General features: G+C 67.5%; 12 protein-coding genes. 9 read left to right on the top strand and 3 right to left on the bottom strand.

Annotated elements, in window-relative coordinates:
* Positions 1-12: 12 nt before the first annotated feature.
* The 4 genes from ENSA7_RS37495 to ENSA7_RS37480 all read left to right on the top strand — a co-directional run bounded on the left by ENSA7_RS37495 (position 13) and on the right by ENSA7_RS37480 (position 5,887).
* A complete protein-coding gene (locus ENSA7_RS37495; protein WP_146158592.1) occupies positions 13-870 on the top strand; it encodes a DUF6159 family protein in 858 nt (285 codons plus the stop codon).
* Between the two features lie 136 nt (positions 871-1,006).
* Positions 1,007-1,918 (top strand): hypothetical protein, encoded by a 912-nt coding sequence (locus tag ENSA7_RS37490; RefSeq protein WP_146158591.1) that lies wholly within the window; start codon positions 1,007-1,009, stop codon positions 1,916-1,918.
* Between the two features lie 155 nt (positions 1,919-2,073).
* Complete coding sequence (locus ENSA7_RS37485) at positions 2,074-4,821, top strand: TonB-dependent receptor (RefSeq protein ID WP_244924040.1); 2,748 nt, start codon at positions 2,074-2,076, stop codon at positions 4,819-4,821.
* A 43-nt stretch (positions 4,822-4,864) separates the two neighbouring features.
* Positions 4,865-5,887, top strand: coding sequence for an alpha/beta fold hydrolase (locus ENSA7_RS37480; RefSeq protein WP_106094223.1), 1,023 nt, complete (start codon positions 4,865-4,867; stop codon positions 5,885-5,887).
* A 32-nt stretch (positions 5,888-5,919) separates the two neighbouring features.
* Here the strand turns inward: ENSA7_RS37480 and ENSA7_RS37475 are convergent, their stop codons facing one another.
* A complete protein-coding gene (locus tag ENSA7_RS37475; RefSeq protein ID WP_106094222.1) occupies positions 5,920-7,578 on the bottom strand; it encodes an amidohydrolase in 1,659 nt (552 codons plus the stop codon).
* Between the two features lie 70 nt (positions 7,579-7,648).
* On the opposite strand from ENSA7_RS37475, the gene ENSA7_RS37470 reads away from it, so the two are divergent.
* The 4 genes from ENSA7_RS37470 to ENSA7_RS37455 all read left to right on the top strand — a co-directional run bounded on the left by ENSA7_RS37470 (position 7,649) and on the right by ENSA7_RS37455 (position 13,929).
* Entirely contained in the window at positions 7,649-8,395 is a 747-nt protein-coding gene (locus ENSA7_RS37470; protein WP_106094334.1) for a 16S rRNA (uracil(1498)-N(3))-methyltransferase, read from the top strand.
* A gap of 66 nt (positions 8,396-8,461) precedes the next feature.
* Positions 8,462-9,094, top strand: coding sequence for a hypothetical protein (locus ENSA7_RS37465; protein ID WP_146158590.1), 633 nt, complete (start codon positions 8,462-8,464; stop codon positions 9,092-9,094).
* A 199-nt stretch (positions 9,095-9,293) separates the two neighbouring features.
* Positions 9,294-13,022, top strand: coding sequence for an ATP-binding protein (locus tag ENSA7_RS37460; protein ID WP_106094220.1), 3,729 nt, complete (start codon positions 9,294-9,296; stop codon positions 13,020-13,022).
* A 10-nt stretch (positions 13,023-13,032) separates the two neighbouring features.
* Positions 13,033-13,929, top strand: a complete 897-nt coding sequence (locus ENSA7_RS37455; RefSeq protein ID WP_146158589.1) for an SdiA-regulated/phytase-like domain-containing protein — start codon at positions 13,033-13,035, stop codon at positions 13,927-13,929.
* 326 nt (positions 13,930-14,255) lie between these two features.
* Here the strand turns inward: ENSA7_RS37455 and ENSA7_RS37450 are convergent, their stop codons facing one another.
* Together ENSA7_RS37450 and ENSA7_RS37445 are read right to left on the bottom strand one after the other, a co-directional pair.
* Positions 14,256-15,356, bottom strand: a complete 1,101-nt coding sequence (locus ENSA7_RS37450; protein WP_146158588.1) for a hypothetical protein — start codon at positions 15,354-15,356, stop codon at positions 14,256-14,258.
* 238 nt (positions 15,357-15,594) lie between these two features.
* Positions 15,595-16,746, bottom strand: coding sequence for a ferritin-like domain-containing protein (locus ENSA7_RS37445; protein WP_106094217.1), 1,152 nt, complete (start codon positions 16,744-16,746; stop codon positions 15,595-15,597).
* 177 nt (positions 16,747-16,923) lie between these two features.
* Between ENSA7_RS37445 and ENSA7_RS37440 the strand changes: the two genes are divergently transcribed.
* The gene (locus tag ENSA7_RS37440) at positions 16,924-20,622 is read left to right on the top strand and encodes a hydantoinase B/oxoprolinase family protein (protein WP_106094333.1); all 3,699 of its coding nucleotides are present in this window, start codon (positions 16,924-16,926) and stop codon (positions 20,620-20,622) included.
* Positions 20,623-20,747 lie beyond the last annotated feature (125 nt).

Genomic DNA, 20,747 nt, shown 5'->3' with positions numbered 1-20,747 from the left:
TGCGAGGTGATCATGTTCAGCACACTGTCCCGCTCCTGGAATCTGACGAAGCGCTCGTTCTCCGTGATCGACAAGGACAAGGAGCTGCTGCTGTTCGCGTTGATCGGCGGGATCTTGTCGATCGGCTGGATCGTCGCGGTGGTCTGGCCCTACGCGTCCGTCGCCATGGAGACCGGCAGCGCGGACGTCGAAGAGATGACCGTCGTCGACTGGATCTTCACCTTCGTGCTGTACCTGGGCCTGGCCTTCATCGGGACCTTCACCAAGGTCTGCATCACCTACACCACCAAGGTCCGGTTCGAGGGTGGGGACGCGACCTTCGGCGAGTCGATCCGCTTCGGCTTCTCGCGCCTGCTGCAGATCCTCGGCTGGGCGCTGGCGCGCGCGACCGTCGGCATGGTCCTGCTCGCGCTGCGCCAGATCGCCGAGAAGTTCGGGGCGGTCGGCAAGATCGTGGTCCGTACGATCGAGGGCATGCTCGGCGGGCTGTGGGAGATCCTCACCGCGTTCGTGGTTCCGGCCATGGTCTACGAGGGTGTCGGCCCGATCGACGGGTTCAAGACCTCGGCTGGGCTGTTCAAGAAGACCTGGGGCGAGAGCCTGGTCAAGCAGATCGGCTTTGGCTGGATGCAGACCCTGAGCATCTTCGGGGTCACGGTGTTCGCCGCTGGGCTGTTCACGGTGTTCAACACCGGTAATCTGCTGTGGATCCCGTTCGGCTTCGCGGTGTTCGGCTACGTCAGCGTCGCGCTGCTGTTCTCGGTCGCCAGCTCGGTCTACGACACGGCCCTGTACGTCTACGCGACCACTGACCGAGTCGTCGGTTATGATCAAGAACTGATGGACGGCGCCTTTGGCACCAAGGAATAGTTTGCGGAAAAATTATCTCGCGGTGCCAGCGTCACGAACTTTGTTGCGTGACGCATCGTGCGAAACTCTTGCTCGCATGGCCGAAGTGCCTCAGGAGGCTCGCTCGCTAACTACCCTCTTGGTTGTCGATGGGACCGTGCGCAATCGAAATTTCTCGGGCCCGTGGCTCAGCGCTGCATTGCTAACGCTGGTCGGCCTGCTGTCGGCCTGCTCGCCCAGCGTCAAGTTCGTGGGCTGCGACGCGCCTGAGAAGAATGCCGGCGACCCCGGCAGGGTTCAGGTGGTGATCGGAAAGAAGGCGTTGGAGTGCACGCCAGCCGCCGACGGCGACGTTCACCTTCGCCTGGATCTCGACAAGCGCCTGGGGCTGCGCGTCGGTGCTCATGATCTGCAGCGCGAAGGCGACCTGGTTCGCTTGCCGCTCGCGGTGCTGTTGGCCGACGCTGCTGCGGCCGAGCTGGGCGAGCCGGCCGGGCTGAACCCGAAGAAGCTCAGCCACACGACCCAGCTCGCCGTCATCGACGACGGCAAAGTGGTCGAGGAGATCCGGCTCCTCGCACGCGTCGAGACGGGCTTGAAGATGCCCGCGCGAGCGCTGGCGCAGAGCCTGCAACACCACGACATCTCGTCCGGCCCAGCGCAGGCGCCGGCCAAGGCCGTGGTGTTTCCAGACTACGCGGGGGGTGTGCTCGTGGTCGGGGAACCGAAGTCGCTGCGTGAGATTGACTGGGTCGTCGTCGAAGATCGGCAGCCAGTAAAGCCGACGCAGTGCGGGCCGTACGTCGTCGCACCAGATCCCATGGCGGACCCGCAGCCCTCCGCTGGTCCGTCGCTGGGACGCATGATCGAGGTGCCGCTGCAGGTGTCGACGATCGAGCTGTTCGACGCACGAACCGGCGAGCGGCTGCGGAGCGAGGAGGTCAAACCCGACAACGGTTGCCCCACGGACATCGCTGCCCACGTTGGAGTGGACACGGAGCACTACCAATCGATCACCGTGCGACCCGAGCAGCTGCTCGCCTGGGTGGAGACGCAGCGCCCTGGCTGAGGATGTGCTGCCCGGCCGCGAGGCTTGTCGTTGACCGAGCGCGAAAACACGGCCTTCGCACACGCTCACCCCACGGCACCTCCCACGCCCCGCGCAACCGCCCCGCTCGCGCCCGCCGTGCCTCCACCCGGCGAGTTGTGTTATCCAGACGCCCCGTGAAACCCCGCTGCGAGGCACGCACGGCTGGACCGAGGCTCCGCAAGGGCCGCGTTGGCGCGGGGCTGGTGTTGGCGTTCGCGTGCTCGTTGTCGATCCCAACGACCGCTCTCGCCGCGCCCCCAGCACAGCCCACGGCGCCCGCGTCGGAGCTGGTCCCGCCCACGCTGATCAACGAGCTCAGCCCCTACAGCTATCCAGCCGAGCTGCTCGGACAAGACGAGCCCCCGGCTGGCGAGGTGGTCGTGCAGTACGTGGTCGGGGTCGACGGGGTGCCCACAGAGCTCGAGCTGCTCGCGGGCCTCGATCCAGTGCTCGACGCGATCGCGCTCGAGGTCGTGGCCGCGCTGCGGTTCGAACCCGCGAGCTTCGAGGGCGAGCCGGTCGAGGTCGTGCTCTCGCTGGCGCTCCCGTTCGCGCCGCCGCAGCCGGACAAGTCCGACGAGCTCGATGAGATCGACGAAGCCACGGACCACACCGATCCGATCGAGCAGCCCCCGAGCCCGCCGCGGATCTCGGGGGTCGTGCTCGAGGCCGGCAGCGGCACGCCCGTGAGCGGCACGACGATCCTCGCGGTCCCGGCTGGCGAATACCCGCTGGGCAAGGTCCGACAGAAGCTCTACGGCGACGAGGGCGAGCCGGCGTGGATGCACAAAACGGTCAGCGACGACCTCGGCGAATTCACGCTGGCGGGTGTGCCCGACGGCCTGGTCCGCTTGATCATGATCGCACCCAACTTCGAGCGGCTCGAGTGGGTGGTCGAGCTCAACGCGGACCAGCGGCTCGAGACCAAGTACTTCTTGACGCGCACGGCCGCCAATCCGTATCGCACGGAGGTCAGCGTCGAGCGTGACGGCATGACCGAGGCGGTGGTCCGCACGATCAAGATCGAGGAGGTCAACGAGATCCCCGGCACTCTGGGAGACGCGCTCAAGTCGGTCCAGAACTTTCCGGGCGTCGCCCGTGCGGCGTTTGGAGCGGGGCAGCTGACGATCCGCGGGGCCGCGCCCGCGGACTCGGGGGTCTATCTGGGCTATCACGAGATCCCGACGCTGTTTCACTTTGGCGGGCTGACGTCGGTGTTCAACTCGGACATCCTCGCGCAGATCGACTTCATCCCCGGCAACTTCGACAGCCGCTACGGCGACGCGCTCGGTGGGGTAGTCAACGTCCAGCCACGCAAGGGCCGGCGCGATGGGTATCATGGCTACATCGACACGGACCTGTTCGACACCGGGGTGCTGGTCGAGGGGCCGATCGGCAAGGGTAGCTTCATTCTGTCTGGCCGGCGCAGCTACGTGGATCTGTTGTTGCCGCTGGTCATCCCCGACGAGGTTGGCCTGGGCCTGACCTTGGCCCCGCGCTATTGGGACTACCAGGCCCTGTTCGACTATCCGGTCGCAGGCGGCGACTTCTCGGTTCGCGTGTTTGGCTCCGATGATCGCAGCAAGCTGCTGTTCACCGAGCAAAACGACGTCGGCGATGATGAGCGCAACCGGCTCGAGACCATTCAGGGGTTTCACCGGGTCGATCTCGTGTATCGCAAGGTCGACGGGCCGTGGGAGTTTCTGATCACGCCTTCATACAAGCGCGAGTTCTTCTCGGGCGCGATCTTTGGCGACTTCGACTTCGAGGTCGACACCGACACGCTCTCGGCCCGCGCGGAGATCAGCCGGCGACTGAGCGCCAACGCCCGGCTGCGGGTCGGCACCGAGCTGGTCAGCGAGTGGTGGCGGGGGCGCGCGGCGATCGTGCCATTTGGCGACAACGCGGTCGGCAGCACCTCGGGCGACGCGACCGTGCGCGAGACCGACTACCTACGCCTGATCCCCAGCTTGTACTCCACGTTGACGCTGCGGGTGGGTGAGCGCCTGATGTTGTACCCGGGCCTGCGCTTCGACTGGTTCGCGGCCCCGCAGAACCGCGCGGCCCTCGATCCGCGCCTGCGCTTCATCGTGGATCTCGCCGACAAGACCAAGCTCAAGGGTGGGGTCGGGCTCTACAGTCAGGGGCCCGCGGAGTTCGAGAACGACCTGTTCTTTGGCAACCCGCGGATTCGTCTGTCGCGTTCCCTGCACAACAGCTTGTCGGTGGTGCAGCAGCTGCCGTGGGATGTCAGCGTCGAGCTCACTGGCTTTTACAAGCGGCTGTGGGACCTCACCAGTCCGTCGCGGCAGATCATGTCGTGGCCCGGCGAGGACACGCCGCGACCCGAAAATTTTGCCTCGACGGGGACCGGTGATGTGTACGGCGGCGAGGTTCTGCTCAAGAAGGAGCTCGGCGATCGCTTCTACGGCTGGGTCTCGTACACGCTGATGCGCTCGGTCCGGGTCCCGGCGCCGGGTGAGCCCCAGGTGCTGTTCAATTTCGATCAGACCCACATTCTCACGCTGATCGCCAGCTACGACTTTCCGCTCAACTGGCGGATCGGCGCGCGTCTGCGCGTGGTCTCGGGCAACCCGTACACGCCGGTCGAAAACGGTGTGGTCGACGCGACCTCGGCGGAGTACATCCCGATCCAGGGGCCCACGAACTCGGCGCGGCTACCGACGTTCCATCAGCTAGATCTGCGCATCGACAAGACCTGGGTGTATCGGCGCGTGAAGGTGACCAGTTACCTCGACGTGCAAAACGTCTATAATGCGGAGAACACGGAGTTTTTGAGCTATGGCTACGATTTCACCGTGACCCGGCCGGTGCTCTCGTTGCCCACGGCGCCCTCGATCGGGATGAAGATCGAGTGGTGAGGGTGGGCGCTTGGGTCTACTCTTCGGGGCACCGCTGGAAGTCATGATCGCTCGACGCAAGCACCCGATCACGACGCTGGCCCGTGCCGTAGCGAGCGCGCTGGCCGTGCTTGGGCTTGGGCTTGGGCTGGGCTGCGGACCGGTCGTCGCCGGGACCCAGGCTTGGACGCCGCCCGGGTACTGGCTCGACGAGCAGTTCGTGGAGATCGAGGGGCTGCGCATCTGCTACCTCGAGGCCGGCCCCAAGGACGCCGAGACGATCGTGTTCGTGCACGGTTGGAGCGGCAACGTCCAGAACTGGTGGGACCAGTTCGAGCACTTTCAGTCCCGCTACCGCGTGATCGTGTTCGACGCCCCAGGCCACGGCAAGTCCGAGCGTGGACCCCACATCAACTACACGATGGAGCAGCACGTCGCGGTGCTCGGCGGCCTGTTCGACGCGCTCGAGGTCGAGCGGGCGATCGTCATCGGCAACTCGGGTGGTGGCTGGATCGCGGCCCAATTCGCGAGCCAGCAGCCCGAGCGGGTGTCGAAGCTGGTGCTCTCGGACGCGACCGGAACCCGCTACACCGGCTCGGCGGGCGCGGTCCTCAACATGCTCACGGCGCGCTGGCTGCAGATGTCGAACATGACGACGGCCGAGCACTATCCGGGGCTGGACCCCAAGAGCCAGGCCCGGCAGGCGTTCGCTGGCAGCTTCGCGGGCACGGTCGAGGAGAAGCCGTACCTCGAGGCGCTCGCCTCGTTGCTCGCGCCGACCTTCGCGCGAATCCCCAAGGGGCAGCTGCGGCAGATCTGGGCGCCGACGCTGGTCATCTGGGGGGATGACGATCCGGTCGTGCCGATCAACGCCATGAAGGTGTTTGATCGGGCGATCGCCGACACCGAGACCTACGTGATTCACCTGGGCGGACACACGCCAATGATGAATTCGCCTGATGAGTTCAATTGTGCGGTTCAGACCTTCCTGGAAGGTGGCGAGTCTGAGGTGTGCAAGCAATATGCGTTGACACCCGAGAAACAGCGCGATCGCCTGGCGGGCCGTGATTGGGGACCACGGTATTAGAACGGGCGCGTCAGCTGAAGGTCTCGCGGGCTTCAGCGCTCGAAGGTCAGCGCGCCTTCGACCATCGTTGCGTGGACCTCGAGCTCGGGCACGGCGTGGGGCTCGACGGTATATGGATCGCCGCGCAAGCAGGTGAGGTCGGCTCGGTACCCAGGTGCGATCATCCCAAGGTGATCGTCGCGGTGGGCTGCGAAGGCGGCGGCTCCGCTGAACCCGGCGATCGCCTCGGCCATGCTCAGGCGCTGATCCGGCAGCCAGCCGCCAGCGGGTTGGCCACTTGGGTCTTGGCGGGTGACGGCGGCGTAGAGCCCAAGCAGCGGTGAGGGGCGCTCGACCGGAAAGTCGCTGCCCAACGCCAGGCGCACGCCCGCGTCGAGCATCCGTCGCCACGCGTAGGCGCCCGCGAGCCGAGCTTGGCCAAGCCGGGCGGGGGCCCACGGCATGTCGCTGGTCGCGTGGGTTGGCTGCATGCTGGCGATCAAGCCGAGCTCGGCCATGCGGGGGATGTCGGCGAGGTCCACCACCTGCGCGTGCTCGACTCGCAGCCGGTGATCCGGCGTGGGCTTGGCGGCGAGCGCTTGCGCGTAGGCGTTGATGATCGTGCGATTGCCGAGATCACCGATCGCGTGCGAAGCGACCTGAAAGCCGCGCTCGAGGATCGCGCTGACGAGCTCGGTGAACTGTTGGGGTTCGTGCATGAGCGCGCCGCTGTGCTTGGGGCGATCGGCGTAGGGCTCGATCAGCGCGGCGCCCCGGCTGCCGAGCGCGCCGTCGACGTAGAGCTTGACGCCCGCGAGCGCGTAGCGATCGGTCGGGGCCACGCTCGCGCGCGTGAGCCCGTCGAGGCCGGAAGTCCACCAGCTCTCGCTGGCGTAGGCGTGGACCCGCAGGGGCAGCGAACGGCCGGCTGCGAGCTTGGTGAACGCGGCGTGGGCGACGGCGTCGAGGCCCATCTCGTGGACGCCCGTGAGCCCCAGCGAGGCGGCGTGGTTGCACGCGGTGTCGAGCCAGCGCTCGACGTCGGCGGGGCTGGGGCTCGGGACCGGGACCACGTCCATCGCGGCGTCGATCAGGACCCCGGTGGCCGCGGCGTCGGTTGTGCTGTCGCGCAGGATCTCGCCGCCCTCGGGGTCTGGGGTGCTGGCGACGATGCCGGTCAGCTGCATGACGACGCTGTTGGCCCAGCCGGCGTGACCGTCGACGCGGCGCAGCCAGACCGGGCGATCGGGGAACGCGGCGTCGAGCTGAGCCGCGGTCGGCATCGCGCCGCCCCACAAATTTTGATCCCAGCCGCGACCCAGGATCCATCCCGAAGCGGGGGCCTGCTCGGTCAGGCGCGCGATGATCTCGTCGACCGAGGCGGCGCCGCGCAGGTCGACGATCTCCGCGGTCTGGCCGAGACCGAGCAAGTGCGCGTGCGCGTCGGTCAGACCCGGGATGATCGTGACGTCGCGCCAGTCGAGCAGCTGGTTGGCGCCGCGCTGCTCGAGCTCGGCGCGGCTGCCAACGGCGAGGATCACCCCGTCGCGCACGAGCATGGCCTCGGCGCGGGGCTGGGTCTCGTCGTTGGTGTAGATGTTGGCGTGGATCAGCTGCGCAGGGGCCGAGACACGTGGGGTCTCGCTCGCGCGTCGGCAGCCGATTAGGCCAGCACAAGCCACAGATCCGAGCAGTCGCCGACGAGAGAACATGGCGCGGATAATACCAACTGGACCCGGTCGCGTGGGTCGCCCAGACTCGCGCGGTGAACGGGAGCTCGTCGTGAACCTGATCGTGCTCGAGCCCGGCGACTTTGTCACCGAGGACCGCGTGCAGCTGAGCGACCGTCGCTTGGTCCACGCGCGCAAGCACCTGCGGGTCGCGGTCGGCGATCGCGTGCGCGTGGGGCTGCTCGACGAGGGCGACGGACCACCCGCGGCCAACCTCGGTCACGCCGAGGTGCTGCGCTGTGATCGAGACGCCCTCGAGCTGCGCGTGGAGCTGGGCTCGCTACCGCCAGCGCCCTCACGCGTGAGCCTGGCGATCGCGCTGCCGCGCCCGCACACCCTCGAGAAGGTGCTGCAGCAGGGCACGGCGATCGGCGTCAAGCGCTTCATGTTCTTCCACAGCCGCCGGGTCGAGAAGAGCTACTGGGGGGCGTCGGCGATCGAGCCCGCTGCGATTCGGCGTCAGTTGCTGCTGGGCCTCGAGCAGTGTGTCGACACGGTCCTGCCGCGCGTGGAGCTGCACCCGCGGTTCTTGCCGTTCGTGGAGGATCGCCTGGTGGCGCTGCGCGAGCAGGGCCCGGTGCTGGTCGCCGACCCCGAAGGACGCAAGCCGTGCCCGCGCGCGGCGACTGGCCCGCTGGGTCTGGTGCTCGGACCCGAAGGCGGGTTCGTGCCGTTCGAGCGCGAGCGCTTCATGGCGCTGGGCGACGAGCTGGTGAGTCTGGGGCCTCGGATCTTGCGGGTCGAGACCGCCGCCGTCGCGCTGCTCGCTCGCCTCGCGCCCGACACCGAGCTTGAGTAGGGTCGAGCGGTGCAGCGAGCCACCCAGATGATCGGGGCGAGCAACTCGTCGGCGAGTCGGTCGATCGTGTTGATGATGTTCGTGCTGAGCGTGGTCGTCCCGACGAGTGCACGCGCGGCGCCGTCGAAGCCAGCGCCGGACGCCCAGCAGCCGGATGGGGTCGACCCAACCCAACCGCCGGCTGTCATCGAGCCGGCAGCCACCGAACCGGCTGTCATCGAACCGGCAGCCACCGACCCGGCAGCCGAGGTTGCGCCGGAGCTCGAGGGCGGGCAGGCGAGTGAAGACGAAGCGGTCACTCCCCCGGCACCGATGCTGTTGCCACCACCAACGCCGATCGAGGTCGACCCTGCAAACTACCGCATGGTCCTGGCGGGCAACGTGGTCATCGGCCTCGGTGGGGCGGCGCTCATTGCGATGGCGGTGGGCTTGGGACTACGCGCAGACGCCGTCACTCAACGACAAGCGCTGAGCGTGGGATCCGATCCAGATCTCGACGCGATCGCCCGTCAAGATCAGCGAATACACACAGGCGCAATCACAGGACTCACCGGTGGTGTGGCGGCCGGGGCTCTATTTGTGACCGGCATAACATTGGTCGCGTTGGGCTACGAGCGCGAGCGCAGGCGGCGTGCGGCCATTCCGACCGCAACGATTGGGCGCGACGCAGTGGCGCTAAATTGGTCACTGCGGTTCTGAAGGCATGCAGTGCCCGGTGGTCCGTAGTTGCGACCGCCCGCCCACTCCACATGCCATTGTCGATCGCTTGCGCCGCTGCCGCTACATCGATGGTTTACGTACAACGGAATTCGCGGTGCGCAATTGCTTTCCGCCACAGACCTGGCCGAGGCCAAGACCTGGCCGAGGCCATTGAGCATCGTCGTCTCCGAGTTCTGGCATGATGTTCGTGGTGTCGCTTGCGTGGATAGCCAACCGCTTTCGCGTGCTGGAGGAGCTCGGTCACGGCGGGATGGGTACGGTCTATCGCGTGCAAGACACGCTAGGCGAGGAGCGGGAGCTCGCGCTCAAGACCTTTCGCTCCGATGTTCCAATCACGCCGGAGCGCCGCTTGCGGTTTCGCGAGGAGTTTCGGGCCATGGCCCGGCTTCGGCACCCCAACACCGTCGAGGTCTATGACTGCGGCTTCTTGGACGGCCAGACCGAGTACCTGACCATGGAGTTGGTTCCCGGTCGCGAGCTGTCGCAGCTGCTGGTCGACGGCGGCCTCGAGTTCGACACCATCTACGCGCTGGCCCTGCAGCTGTTGCTCGCGCTCGAGTTCATCCACTCGCGGCTGTACCTGCACCGCGACATCAAGCCGTCGAACTTGCGGGTGCGCGGCGACGGCACCCTCAAGGTCATGGACTTCGGCTTGATGGAGTGGCTGGGCAGCCGCTCGCGGATCAGCGCGATCGGGACGGCGGCCTACATGGCGCCCGAGGCCGTGGTCGGTGGCACGCTGGACACGAGCGCGGATCTCTACTCGGTCGGCTGTGTGCTGTTCGAGATGACGACCGGGCGTCCGCCGTTCTTGGGGACCACCAGCGAGACACTCCGGGCGCACATCAACGAGGCCCCGGCGTCGCTGCGTGCCTATCGCGGCGACACCCCGCCGGAGCTCGAGGCGATCGTGGATCGGCTGCTCGCCAAGGACGTGCGCGACCGCTACACGTCGGCGTCCGAGGTCGCCGATGACCTCGCGCACCTCGCTGGCGCCCACCACATTCGTCAGGATCTCGCGCGCAACACCAGCTACCTGATCAGCGATCTCATGGTTGGGCGCGAGCGGGAGTTCGCCCACCTCGAGCAGCTCGCCGTCGAGTCCGAGCAGGGCCAGGCGCGCTCGCTGTTCATCGGTGGGCCGGCTGGCGTCGGCAAGTCGCGGCTCATGCAGGAGGTCCTGATCCAGGCCAAGCTCCGCGGCGCGCAGGTCGTGCACCTGCAGTGCAAGCCCAGCACCGGCCCGTATCAGTCGTTCGCGGTCGCGCTGCGGCCGTTGCTGTCGCTGTCGGCGGCCGACCTGTTCTCGCAGCATCTGTCCGTGAGCAATCGGCTCGAGGGCGCGGCCTCGGACACCAGCGGTCACGGTGGCGATGAGTTCGCGCCGGGCTTCGACAAGCGCAAGCTCGCGGCCGACGTCACCGACTGGCTGCTCGCGGTCGCAGCCAAGACTCCGCTGGTCGTGGCGGTCGAGGATCTGCAGTGGTGTGACTTGCCTGGCCTCGAGCTCCTCAATCACTTGCTTCGCCACATGCGGTCGAGTCGGTTGCTGTGCGTGGCCACCTTGCGCAGCGACGAAGCCTCGCTCGACAGTCCGCTGTGGTTCACGGTTCAAGACGGGCAGACCGAGCACCTCAAGCTCGAGGCGTTTGATCAGGCGCAGGTTCGCAGGCTGGTCGAGTCGATGCTGCGCGAGCTTCGAGTCACCGACGCCTTCATCGAGGCGCTCTATCACGCGACCGCAGGCAACGCGTTCTTCGTGACCGAGGTGATGCGCGATCTGATGGAGCAGGGCGTGTTGGTTGCGACCGAGGAGGGCTGGTCACTGCCGCCCAACTGGGCGCCGCGCTCGCTGCCCGACAGCATTGACATGGTCGTGCTCGAGCGGCTTGGTCGTTTGAGCGCGAGCGCGCTCGAGCTCGCCCGGGTCGCCGCCGTGCTCGGCAACTCGCTCGACCGCGAGTCCCTGCTCGCGCTCAGCGGCGTCGACGAGGACCAGCTGTTCACCGACGTCGAGACCCTGACCGAGCGGTGGTTCTTGACCCGTGAGGACCGCCGCTACGTGTTTCCCCACGATCGCGTGCGCGAGGTCTTGTATGACGACATCCCGGCCGGCGCCCGCGAGGCTCTGCATCGGCGCTGCGGTGAGTATCTCGAGCGACGCCACGCCGAGCAGCTCGACGCTTACCTGGCCGCGCTCGCGTTTCACTTCACGCGGGGTGGGGCGCCGGGCAAGGCGCTCGAGTACACGCTGCGGGCTGGCGACGCTGCCAAGCGCTCGGGCGCGGAGTCGTCGGCGATCGAGTACTGGAGCCGGGCGCTCGAGCTGCTCGACTCGAGCTCGGACGCGCTGGCGTTCGATCTGTCGGCCCGGATCGCCGAGAACGCCCTCGTGTTGTGGCCGAGCATGGCGTTTGACGCGGCCGCCCGCTGCCGCGAGGCGCTCGAGTCCCGTGGCAACATCGACAAGGTCTGTGCGCTGTTGAAGAAAGTGGTCGCTGGGATCGAGCGTCTGCCCGCGTCGGCGCGGGACCGGGCCATCGCGAACATGACCAAGCCGAAGGCCTATCGGCACAAGCGCGCGGGGTCGCTGCGGCGGCTGCCGCCGCCGGTCGCGAGCTGGGCGCCCAAGGTGCTCGAGAGCTACGTGTTTGGCTGCGTCGCGGCTGGAATGGCGGGCGAGCCTGCGCGGGGGTTGCCGCTAGGTGAGCGGGCGCTGGCGCTGCTGCCGTTTACGGGCACGCCGCTCGAGGGCGCGATGTGTACCGCGCTCGCCGGTTGTCTGCAGGCCGCCGGCCACTTCGACGCGATGAGCGACGTGCTGGTCCGTGCCCGGCAGCTCCTGTTCAACATTGATCTTGGCGGCAACAGCGTGGCCATGTCGGCGCGCGTCGGTGCGGCGGTGTTTTCCAATTGCATGGTGTTCCAGGGGCGCCGCTTTGACCCGGAGATGGTCAACTATGGGGTGTGGGCGGTCGACGAGAGCCAAAAGCCCGATTTTTATAATCAGGTCTGGGCGTATCCGTGCTTGTGGTACGCGTGGACTGGCCGGCAAGAACAAGCCGAAGATCTGCTCGCGCGCATTGCCGGGAACTGCCGAAAGATCGGCAGCCCGCCGTATCCATGGGCGCTGTATCTGCGGCCTTACTTGGCCTGGCAGCGGGGGGCGTTTGACGAGGCCCAGGCGCTGGTCAGCAGCGCGCTACGGTATCCGCAGATCGATCGTATGATGCTCGCGCGCGAGTACGCCTGCGTGCTCGAGGGGCACATTCACCTGGCGATCGACGAATTTGATCAGGCTCGCGCGAGCTTTGACGCGGTCGAGGCTCGGGCTCGCAAGGCGGGGATGGATCTCGTCGTGTTGCTGGCGTTGAACGGGCGGGCCGAGCTGCTGACCCGGCTCGGTGAATTCGAGCTCGCTCGCGCGGCGCTCGACAAGGTGCTCGCGGGTACGGCCCACGGCCCGACCCGTAACCCGCTGCAGCACGCGATCGCGACTCGGCTGTCGGCGGATCTGCTGATCCGTACGGGCGAGTTTGCGGCGGCCGAGGCCGCGCTGCGGCGCGCGACGAGCATCATGTCGATCCCGGAGCAGGACAACCGCATCGAGCAAGGTCGGCTGCTGCGCGGCGCGGCTGAGCTGGCGCTGGCTCGGAAGGATGCGCCCGAGGCCCTCGCCGCGCTGGTCCGCGCGGAGGCGTGCTTCAGCGCGCTCGGGAACAAGTACTTGGTGCGCGTCACCCATGCGCGTCGGATCTCGGCTGGGCTTGCGAACAAGGGGGATCCGGAGACCCGGGTGGCGGAGGGCGACCTTCATCAGGCTCTGCCCGATGCTGACACTGCGGATATCAAGAGCGAGACGCTGGTCGACGACCGGATGACGCCGCCAGACGTGCTGGTGAGGTAAGCTCCCGGACGTGCCGGACCGCCGCTGCGTTGTTGGATTCTTCGTGTTGCTTGGCTGCTCGCCGCCGTCGCCGACTGGAGTGTCGCTGGACCGTACGATCCGTGAGCCTTCGGGGGTGACGACGAGTCCGCGGTACCCTGGGGTGCTGTGGACGCATGGGGACTCGGGGGCTGGTAACTGGCTGTTTGCGATCGACAGGCAGGGTCATGTGATCAGGCGATTGCGGGTGAAGGGGACGATCAACGTCGACTGGGAGGATATTACGCATGACGATCGCGGGAATCTGTGGCTGGGGGACACTGGCAACGGGGACTCGGGGCGTCGGGACCTGTCGGTTCATCGGATCCCGGAGCCGGATCCGTATGCGGATGTCGATGAGGTCTATGTTGATCGTAGTGTTGATTATTTTTTTCCGGAGCAGCGTCGGTTTGGGAACAAACTGGCGGATTATGATAGTGAGGCGCTGTTTTGGTGGCGTGGGGATCTGTGGCTGCTGACCAAGCATCGCAGCGATGATTGGACTCGGCTGTATCGGTTTCCGAGTTTGGAGGGGGGCGAGGTTGGGCTGGAGTTGGTTGCTCGGTTTGATCTTGGGGGGTATATTGATCCGGGTACGCGGCAGCGGTGGTCGGGGCAAGTGACCGCGGCGGAGTTGGCGTTGGAGGGGGAGTATGCGGGACGGTATTGGGCGATGCTTTGCTATGATGGGGTGTTTGTGTTTGCGGTTCCGGCTTCGGGGGATGGGGGGGAGTTGTTTGGGGAGGTGGTTTCTTGGATTGCGTTTGATTCTGGTGTGACTGGGCAGGTGGAGGCGTTGACTTGGGATGGGGGGGATTTGGTGGTGATCAACGAGGCGCGGGCTGTGTTTCGGATTGAGGATCCGCTCACGCGGACGCGGTATCCGTGAAAGAAGCGGGACCGTGAGGACCGGAGGAGGCGGAAGGGAGTCTCCGTGGGACCGGACTGACGTGGGACCGGAAGACTGACGTGGGACCGGACTGAGAGTCTCCGGGAGGAGGGGGACCGGACTGAGAGTCTCCGTGGGAACGACCGTCGGTGAGAGGCGTGAGCCGGCTGGGTCGCACGCACGACCCGCGATTTCGCGTCCATTCTCGTCTCAACGAGCCGAAAACTCGCTCCTGCACACGCGCCGACGCCCCACATCCTGCTCGAAACCAATGCCAACCGGCGGGATGGCCTCGAGCGACCCCGCCATCCCCTGTCTGCACACGCTCACGAGACCGGATGCGGCGCAACCGTGACCCCGGCGAACCGCCGCAGCCAGTACGTCCCCGCCGGAAACACCGCCGCCGAGTCCCCGGCCAGCCACGACGCCCGCGCGGCAGCATACTCGCGCTCCCACTCACGATCCCGCTGCAGCTGCGCCAAGCGTCGCCACTTGCACGACGCGGCCACCTTCGGCGTCACGGTGAATCGCTTCTCATAGCTGACCACCTGCCGGTACCACTTTTGCCGAGCAATCTGGCTCGGGCCCATGAATTTCCGGTTCCGGGCCCGAAACTCGGTCTGAATCTCTCGCTCCTTCTCCCGCACCGTCGCCGCGAGCTTCTCGTAGAGCGCGTCGTCATCGAGCTCGAGAAAGATCGGCGGCCGCACTAGCGTCAACGACACCTTCTCCGGCATGTCGCCTTTGGGATCGAAAAAATCCTCGGGTCGCTTGAACGTCCGCGTCTCGCCAAATCGCCAGTCCGCGGTCGTGAATCCCTGCCACTTTCGGCTCCACTTCACGAGACCCGCCGTGACCGGGTTGGCGATTGTATAAACGAGGTCCATGAAGGTCGCGTCGTCGGTCGGCCGCAGCGTGTCGCAAGCTCCGTTGGCCCAGAACGCGCCGGACCGCCCGTGCTCCCCGTTCAGAGCGCGCGCGAGCGTGCTGTTGAACAGCTGCTTCCACGCGACGAGCTCGCCACGCGGGTCCGTGACGTCGATGTGGTAGTGGTTCGACATGAAGACGGCCGAGTGAATCTGGATGCCGTGCTCATTGGCGGTGTGGGCCAGCAAATAGCCGATGAGGTTGAGAAGCTCCGCCGGTTTGTGACCCGGGGTGAGGAACAGTCGGCGCTCGAGGCAACGCTTGGTGACCTTGTAGCTGCTGTGAGGGTGGATCGGCCGAGCGCGAACCCGCGCGTGGGGGCGGGCTTGGCCGCGGGCTCGATTTTCCGCCCGACGGGCGGCACTGGCTTGTTTTTGCGCGTTGGAGATGGCCACGCAGGAGATGTCGGCCCGCAAACGCGACGTTTGCAGAGCTTCTGCGGGGCAATGATTAAAACCCGTATTCACCCCCCAATCCTGAGTCCGATCGGCCTTTTCCACTGAACGGAAGTCTGGCCTTGATCCCAAGATCAAAACCAGGACTCTGAGTCCGGTCCCTGGAGTCCTCCATCCGGTCCCTGGAGTCAGAGCAAAACCAGGACTCTGAGTCCGGTCCCTGGAGTCCTCCTCGGTCCCTTGAGGACTCTGAGTCCGGTCCCTGGAGTCCGGTCTCCTTGAGGACTCTGAGTCCGGTCCCTGGAGTCCGGTCTCCGGACTCTGAGTCCGGTCCCTTGCGTCGTCAGGCCGCAGGCCGCTGCGCGAGCCGCCACCCAAAATCACTCGCCAGCGCCCCCGCCACGCGCGGCTCCGGCAACCCGAGCGCCTCACGAACCTCCCGCGGCACCGCCAACGCCTGCTGCGACGCCGTGCGCTCCAACCCCGCGAGCGCCCGCGCTCGCGCCCGCTCCACCTCGCGAGCAACCCCCGGCTCGAGCACCTGCATGAAGTACGCATGCAGCTCCCACGCGAGCTGGGCGTGCCTGGCCTCGTCAGCCGCGATCTGCTCAAACGCCTCCCGGACCCGCAGCTCCGGCGCATGCTCGGCCTGATGACGCGCGAGCAGGGCCGCCCAGGTCTCCGTCACGCACCCCTCCACGGCGTTGTGCAGGGCGATCTCGGCCAGCAAGGTCGTGGCCGCGGCTGGCTCGAGCGTCGCCTTCGGCCGCGCTGCCCCGAGCTCCACAACGAGCTCCACGTGGCGCCGCTCGTCGAGCGCGGCGGCGCGACACCGCGCGACCAATTCAGCCGGCCCGCCGCGAGCTTCGAGCTGCGCGGCGAGCTCCATGAACGCAGTGATCGAGACCTGCTCCATCACGGCGATGCCGTCGAGCTGCTGCTGCGCGCAGGTGATCGGCGCGCGCTGGGCCTGCCAGCCCAGCGGACGCCGGCCGCCGATGCAGATGTCACGATGGTCGAACGTGGCCGTGCACGAGAGCGTGCCGTCGGCGTCGGCGGTTGGGATCGTCAGCGCGCAGGTGTTGATCGTCAGCGTGTCAGCATACTGATAGTCGGTCAGGTAGACGTCGGCCTCACCAACCGCGAACGCGCACGCCAGGTTGCACTGTTGGGTCGCGTCGAGCTCGTCCCAGGCCATGGTGTCGACGCCCGTGTCACCCGTGTCACCCGTGTCACCCGTCTCGCCCGTGTCACCCGTGTCACCCGTCTCGCCAGGGTCAGGGGTAGCGCTGTCGTCGAGCCCATCGCTACCGCCGACCTCCTTGGCCCGCGCGACGATGTTGGCGTAGGTCGCCGGCGTGACGTTCCAATCGCTCACGCTCAGCGGCGTCGAGTACGATTCGTCCTTGCCGCAGGCGAACAGCCAGCCGCATCCGCCGGCGCTCGTGGTCACCAGGGTCAACGCGATGAGACGGGAGACGTCATGCACGATCATCCCACGAGTGTACGAGAATCAGGGCCCGATCGGGGCCCGCTCGCTCGCAGTCCAGGGTGGGGTGGTGGCGGGCCCTCTCCGCCCCCGATCGCCCTCACGCTCTCGGCCGGCGAGAGAGTCCACGTGCAGCCACACCGACGTCACGCACAGGCGAGATTTTGTATGCTGCCGCCGAGCATGGGCACCGCGCAGCGAAGCTGGGAGTTTTGGATCGACCGCGGTGGCACCTTCACCGACGTCGTCGCCCGCGACCCCCGCGGCTCACTGCACACCCACAAGCTCCTGTCCGAGCACCCCGAGCAGTACGCCGACGCAGCGCTCGAGGGCATCCGCGTACTGCTCGGCCTCGAGCACGACCAGCCGTTGCCGGCAAAAGCGATCCGCGCGGTCAAGATGGGCACCACCGTCGCGACCAACGCGTTGCTCGAGCGCCAGGGCGAGCGCACGCTCTTGGCGATCAACGCCGGCTTCGCCGACGCGCTGCGGATCGGCTACCAGCATCGTCCACGCCTGTTCGATCGACAGATCGTGCTGCCCAGCATGCTCTACGAGCAGGTCGCCGAGATCGACGCCCGGGTCGACGCCCACGGCTCGATCCTGCGCGAACTCGATCCCCACCAGGTTCGTGCCGCGCTCGCCCCCGCCCGCGCGGCCGGGATCTCGTCCATTGCGATCGTGCTGATGCACGGTTGGCAATTCGCCACGCACGAGCAGACCGTCGCCAAGATCGCGCGCGAGCTAGGGTTCTCGCAGATCAGCGTGAGCCACGAGGTCAGCCCGCTCGTCAAGCTGATCGGCCGCGGCGACACGACGGTCGTCGACGCCTACCTCTCACCGATCTTGCGCCGCTACATCGACCGCGTGTCAGCGGCGCTCGGTGACGTGTGCCTGCAGTTCATGCAGTCGAGCGGCGGTCTGACCGACGCCACCCACTTCGCGGGCAAAGACGCAATCTTGTCGGGCCCGGCGGGCGGGATCGTCGGGGCCGTGGCGACCAGCGCGAGCGCGGGCTTCAACTCGATCATCGGCTTCGACATGGGGGGGACGTCGACCGACGTCGCCCACTACGCGGGGCAGCTCGAGCGCAGCTTCGAGACCGAGATCGCGGGCGTGCGGGTGCGGGCGCCGATGCTCGAAGTCCACACGGTCGCGGCCGGCGGTGGTTCGATCTGTCGGGTCGAGCACGGGCGCTACCGCGTTGGCCCGGCGTCGGCTGGCGCGGATCCAGGACCGGCCTGCTACCGCCGCGGCGGACCGCTGACGGTCACCGACTGCAACGTGATGCTCGGCAAGATCCAGCCGCAGCTGTTTCCCCGGGTGTTCGGTCCAGGCGCGGACCAGCCGATCGACGTCGAGCGTGCCCGCGAGCTGTTCACCGAGCTCGCGGCCGAGCTCGCGCGGACCTACGCGGATCACCGCAGCCCGGTCGAGGTCGCCGAGGGCTTCATCGAGATCGCGGTCGCCAACATGGCCGACGCGATCAAGAAGATCTCGAGCGCGCGCGGCCACGATCTAGACGATCACGCGCTGTGCTGCTTTGGCGGCGCGGGTGGCCAGCACGCGTGCCTGGTCGCGGACGCGCTCGGGATGCGCACCGTCCTGATTCACCCGTTCGCGGGGGTGCTGTCGGCCTACGGGATGGGCCTGGCCGATGTTCGGGCGCTGCGCGAGCGCTCGCTCGGCGTGGAGCTCGAGGCGAGCGCGCTCGCGGGGGCCGACGCGGCGCTCGATGAGCTCGTCGGTCTCGCGGTCGCCGAGCTGCGCGCCCAGACGATCGTCGCCGAGGAGATCGTCGAGCTACGTGGCGCGCAGCTGCGCTACGCCGGCAGCGATCGCCCGCTGCCGATCCCGTGGGCGCGGGGCCCGAACTCGACGTCACGAGCGCAGCGCATGCGCGAGCAATTCGAGCTCGACCACCGCGAGCGCTACGGCTTCGACCTCCCGGGTGACGCGATCGTGATCGACGTACTCACGGCCGAGGCCGTCGCGCCCGCGCCAACACTCGACGTGGGGCCCGACCCTGTGCCCGAGGAAACCGCCGACGCCACGCCAATCAGCCTCGTCGAGGTGCGCATGGCCGGCGAGACCCGCCAGGCACCCGTCTACGAGCGCGAGCGGCTATCCCCCGGAGCCAGGGTCAGCGGGCCGGCGATCATCGCCGAGGCGACCGGAACCACGATCGTCGAGCCAGGCTGGTCGGCGCTGGTCCGCGAGACCGGGCACCTGGTTCTGACCCGCGCGCAGCCGCGAGCGGATCGCATCACCAGCGCCAACGCCGAGCTCGAGCGCCCCGACCCCGTGCGCCTCGAGCTGTTCAACAACCTGTATGGATCGATCGCCGAGCAGATGGGCGCGACGCTGTGCAACACGGCGCACTCGGTCAACATCAAGGAGCGGCTCGACTTCTCGTGCGCGGTGTTCGACGCCGACGGCCAGCTGATCGCCAACGCCCCGCACATGCCCGTGCACCTGGGCTCGATGGGCGCGAGCGTCCGCGCGGTGATCCGCAGCCGGGCGTCGAGCGAGCGGGGCATCCAACCGGGCGACAGCTTCGCCGTCAACGCGCCCTACAACGGCGGCACCCACTTGCCCGACGTCACCGTGATCACCCCGGTGTTCATGTCCACACCCAACGAGCCGGGGCCGGTGTTCTTCGTGGCCAGCCGTGGCCACCACGCCGACATCGGCGGCAAAACCCCCGGCTCGATGCCGGCCGACAGCCGCCACATCGACGAGGAGGGCGCGCTGTTCGACGACTTCTTGGTGGTCGAGCAGGGCCGGCTGCGACGCGAGGCGATCCGCGAGCAGCTCGCGAGCGGCCGCTGGCCGGCCCGCGACCCCAGTCAGAACCTCGCGGATCTCGAGGCGCAGCTGGCTGCCAACCATCAGGGTGTCAACGAGCTGCGCCGCCTGGTCGAGCACTGGACCCTGCCGATCGTGCGGGCCTACATGCGCCATGTTCGCGACAACGCGGCGGCCTCGGTGCGCGCCGCGATCAAGCAGCTGACCAGGCGGACCGAGCTGTCCGGGCACGCGCACCAGCGCCGGTTCGAGTACGGCATGGATGACGGCAGCGTGGTCGCGGTCGAGGTCCGACTCGACGCGGACACCGGCAATTGTCGAGTCGACTTCACGGGGACCAGCGCGCAGCGACCCAACAATTTCAACGCGCCCTACGCCGTGTGCCAGGCGGCGGTGCTCTACGTGTTTCGGACCCTGGTCGACGCCGAGATCCCGATGAACGAGGGCTGCCTCGATCCCATCGAGCTGATCGTCCCGGCCGGCTGCATGCTGCGCCCGCGCTACCCGGCCGCGGTCGTGGCCGGCAACGTCGAGACCTCGCAGGTGGTCGTTGACGCGCTGTACGGCGCGCTGGGAGTCATGGCCGCGGCCCAGGGCACGATGAACAACCTGACCTTCGGCAACGCGCGACACCAGTACTACGAGACGGTGTGTGGGGGCTCTGGCGCCGGGCCTGGGTTCGACGGCACCGACGCGGTCCACACCCACATGACCAACTCGCGGCTGACCGATCCGGAGATCCTCGAGCACCGGTTTCCAGTCGTGCTCGAGCGCTTCGAGATCCGCAGGGGGTCGGGCGGTCGCGGGACCTGGCGCGGCGGCGATGGGGTCCGCCGCACGCTTCGGTTTGGCGAGGCGATGGAGCTGGTGATCCTCGCCAACCGGCGAGAGATCCCGCCCTACGGGGTGGCGGGCGGCGAGCCGGGCGCGCCGGGGCGCAATTGGATCGAGCGCGCGGATGGGAGTGTGGTCGTGCTCGCGGCGACCGACTCGGCCCGAGTCGAGGCGGGTGACCGCTTCGTGCTCGAGACCCCCGGCGGCGGCGGTTGGGGCCCAATGCGCGAAATCGATTAGCGACTGGCCGTTCGGACTATCGTCAGTCGGGCCAGCCCCGTGGGTGGGAAGCGAACTATGATTCGCCCAGCAGAAAATTCGCCAGGTGACGCTCTGGGTCGATGTTCAGTGAGCCCATTTTGTGG

The organism is Enhygromyxa salina, from assembly GCF_002994635.1.
In the GTDB taxonomy this organism is placed as follows: Bacteria; Myxococcota_A; Polyangia; order Nannocystales; family Nannocystaceae; genus Plesiocystis; species Plesiocystis salina_B.
The sequence above is the reverse complement of the archived record's forward strand: the minus strand, read 5'-3'. Positions and strand labels throughout refer to the sequence as shown.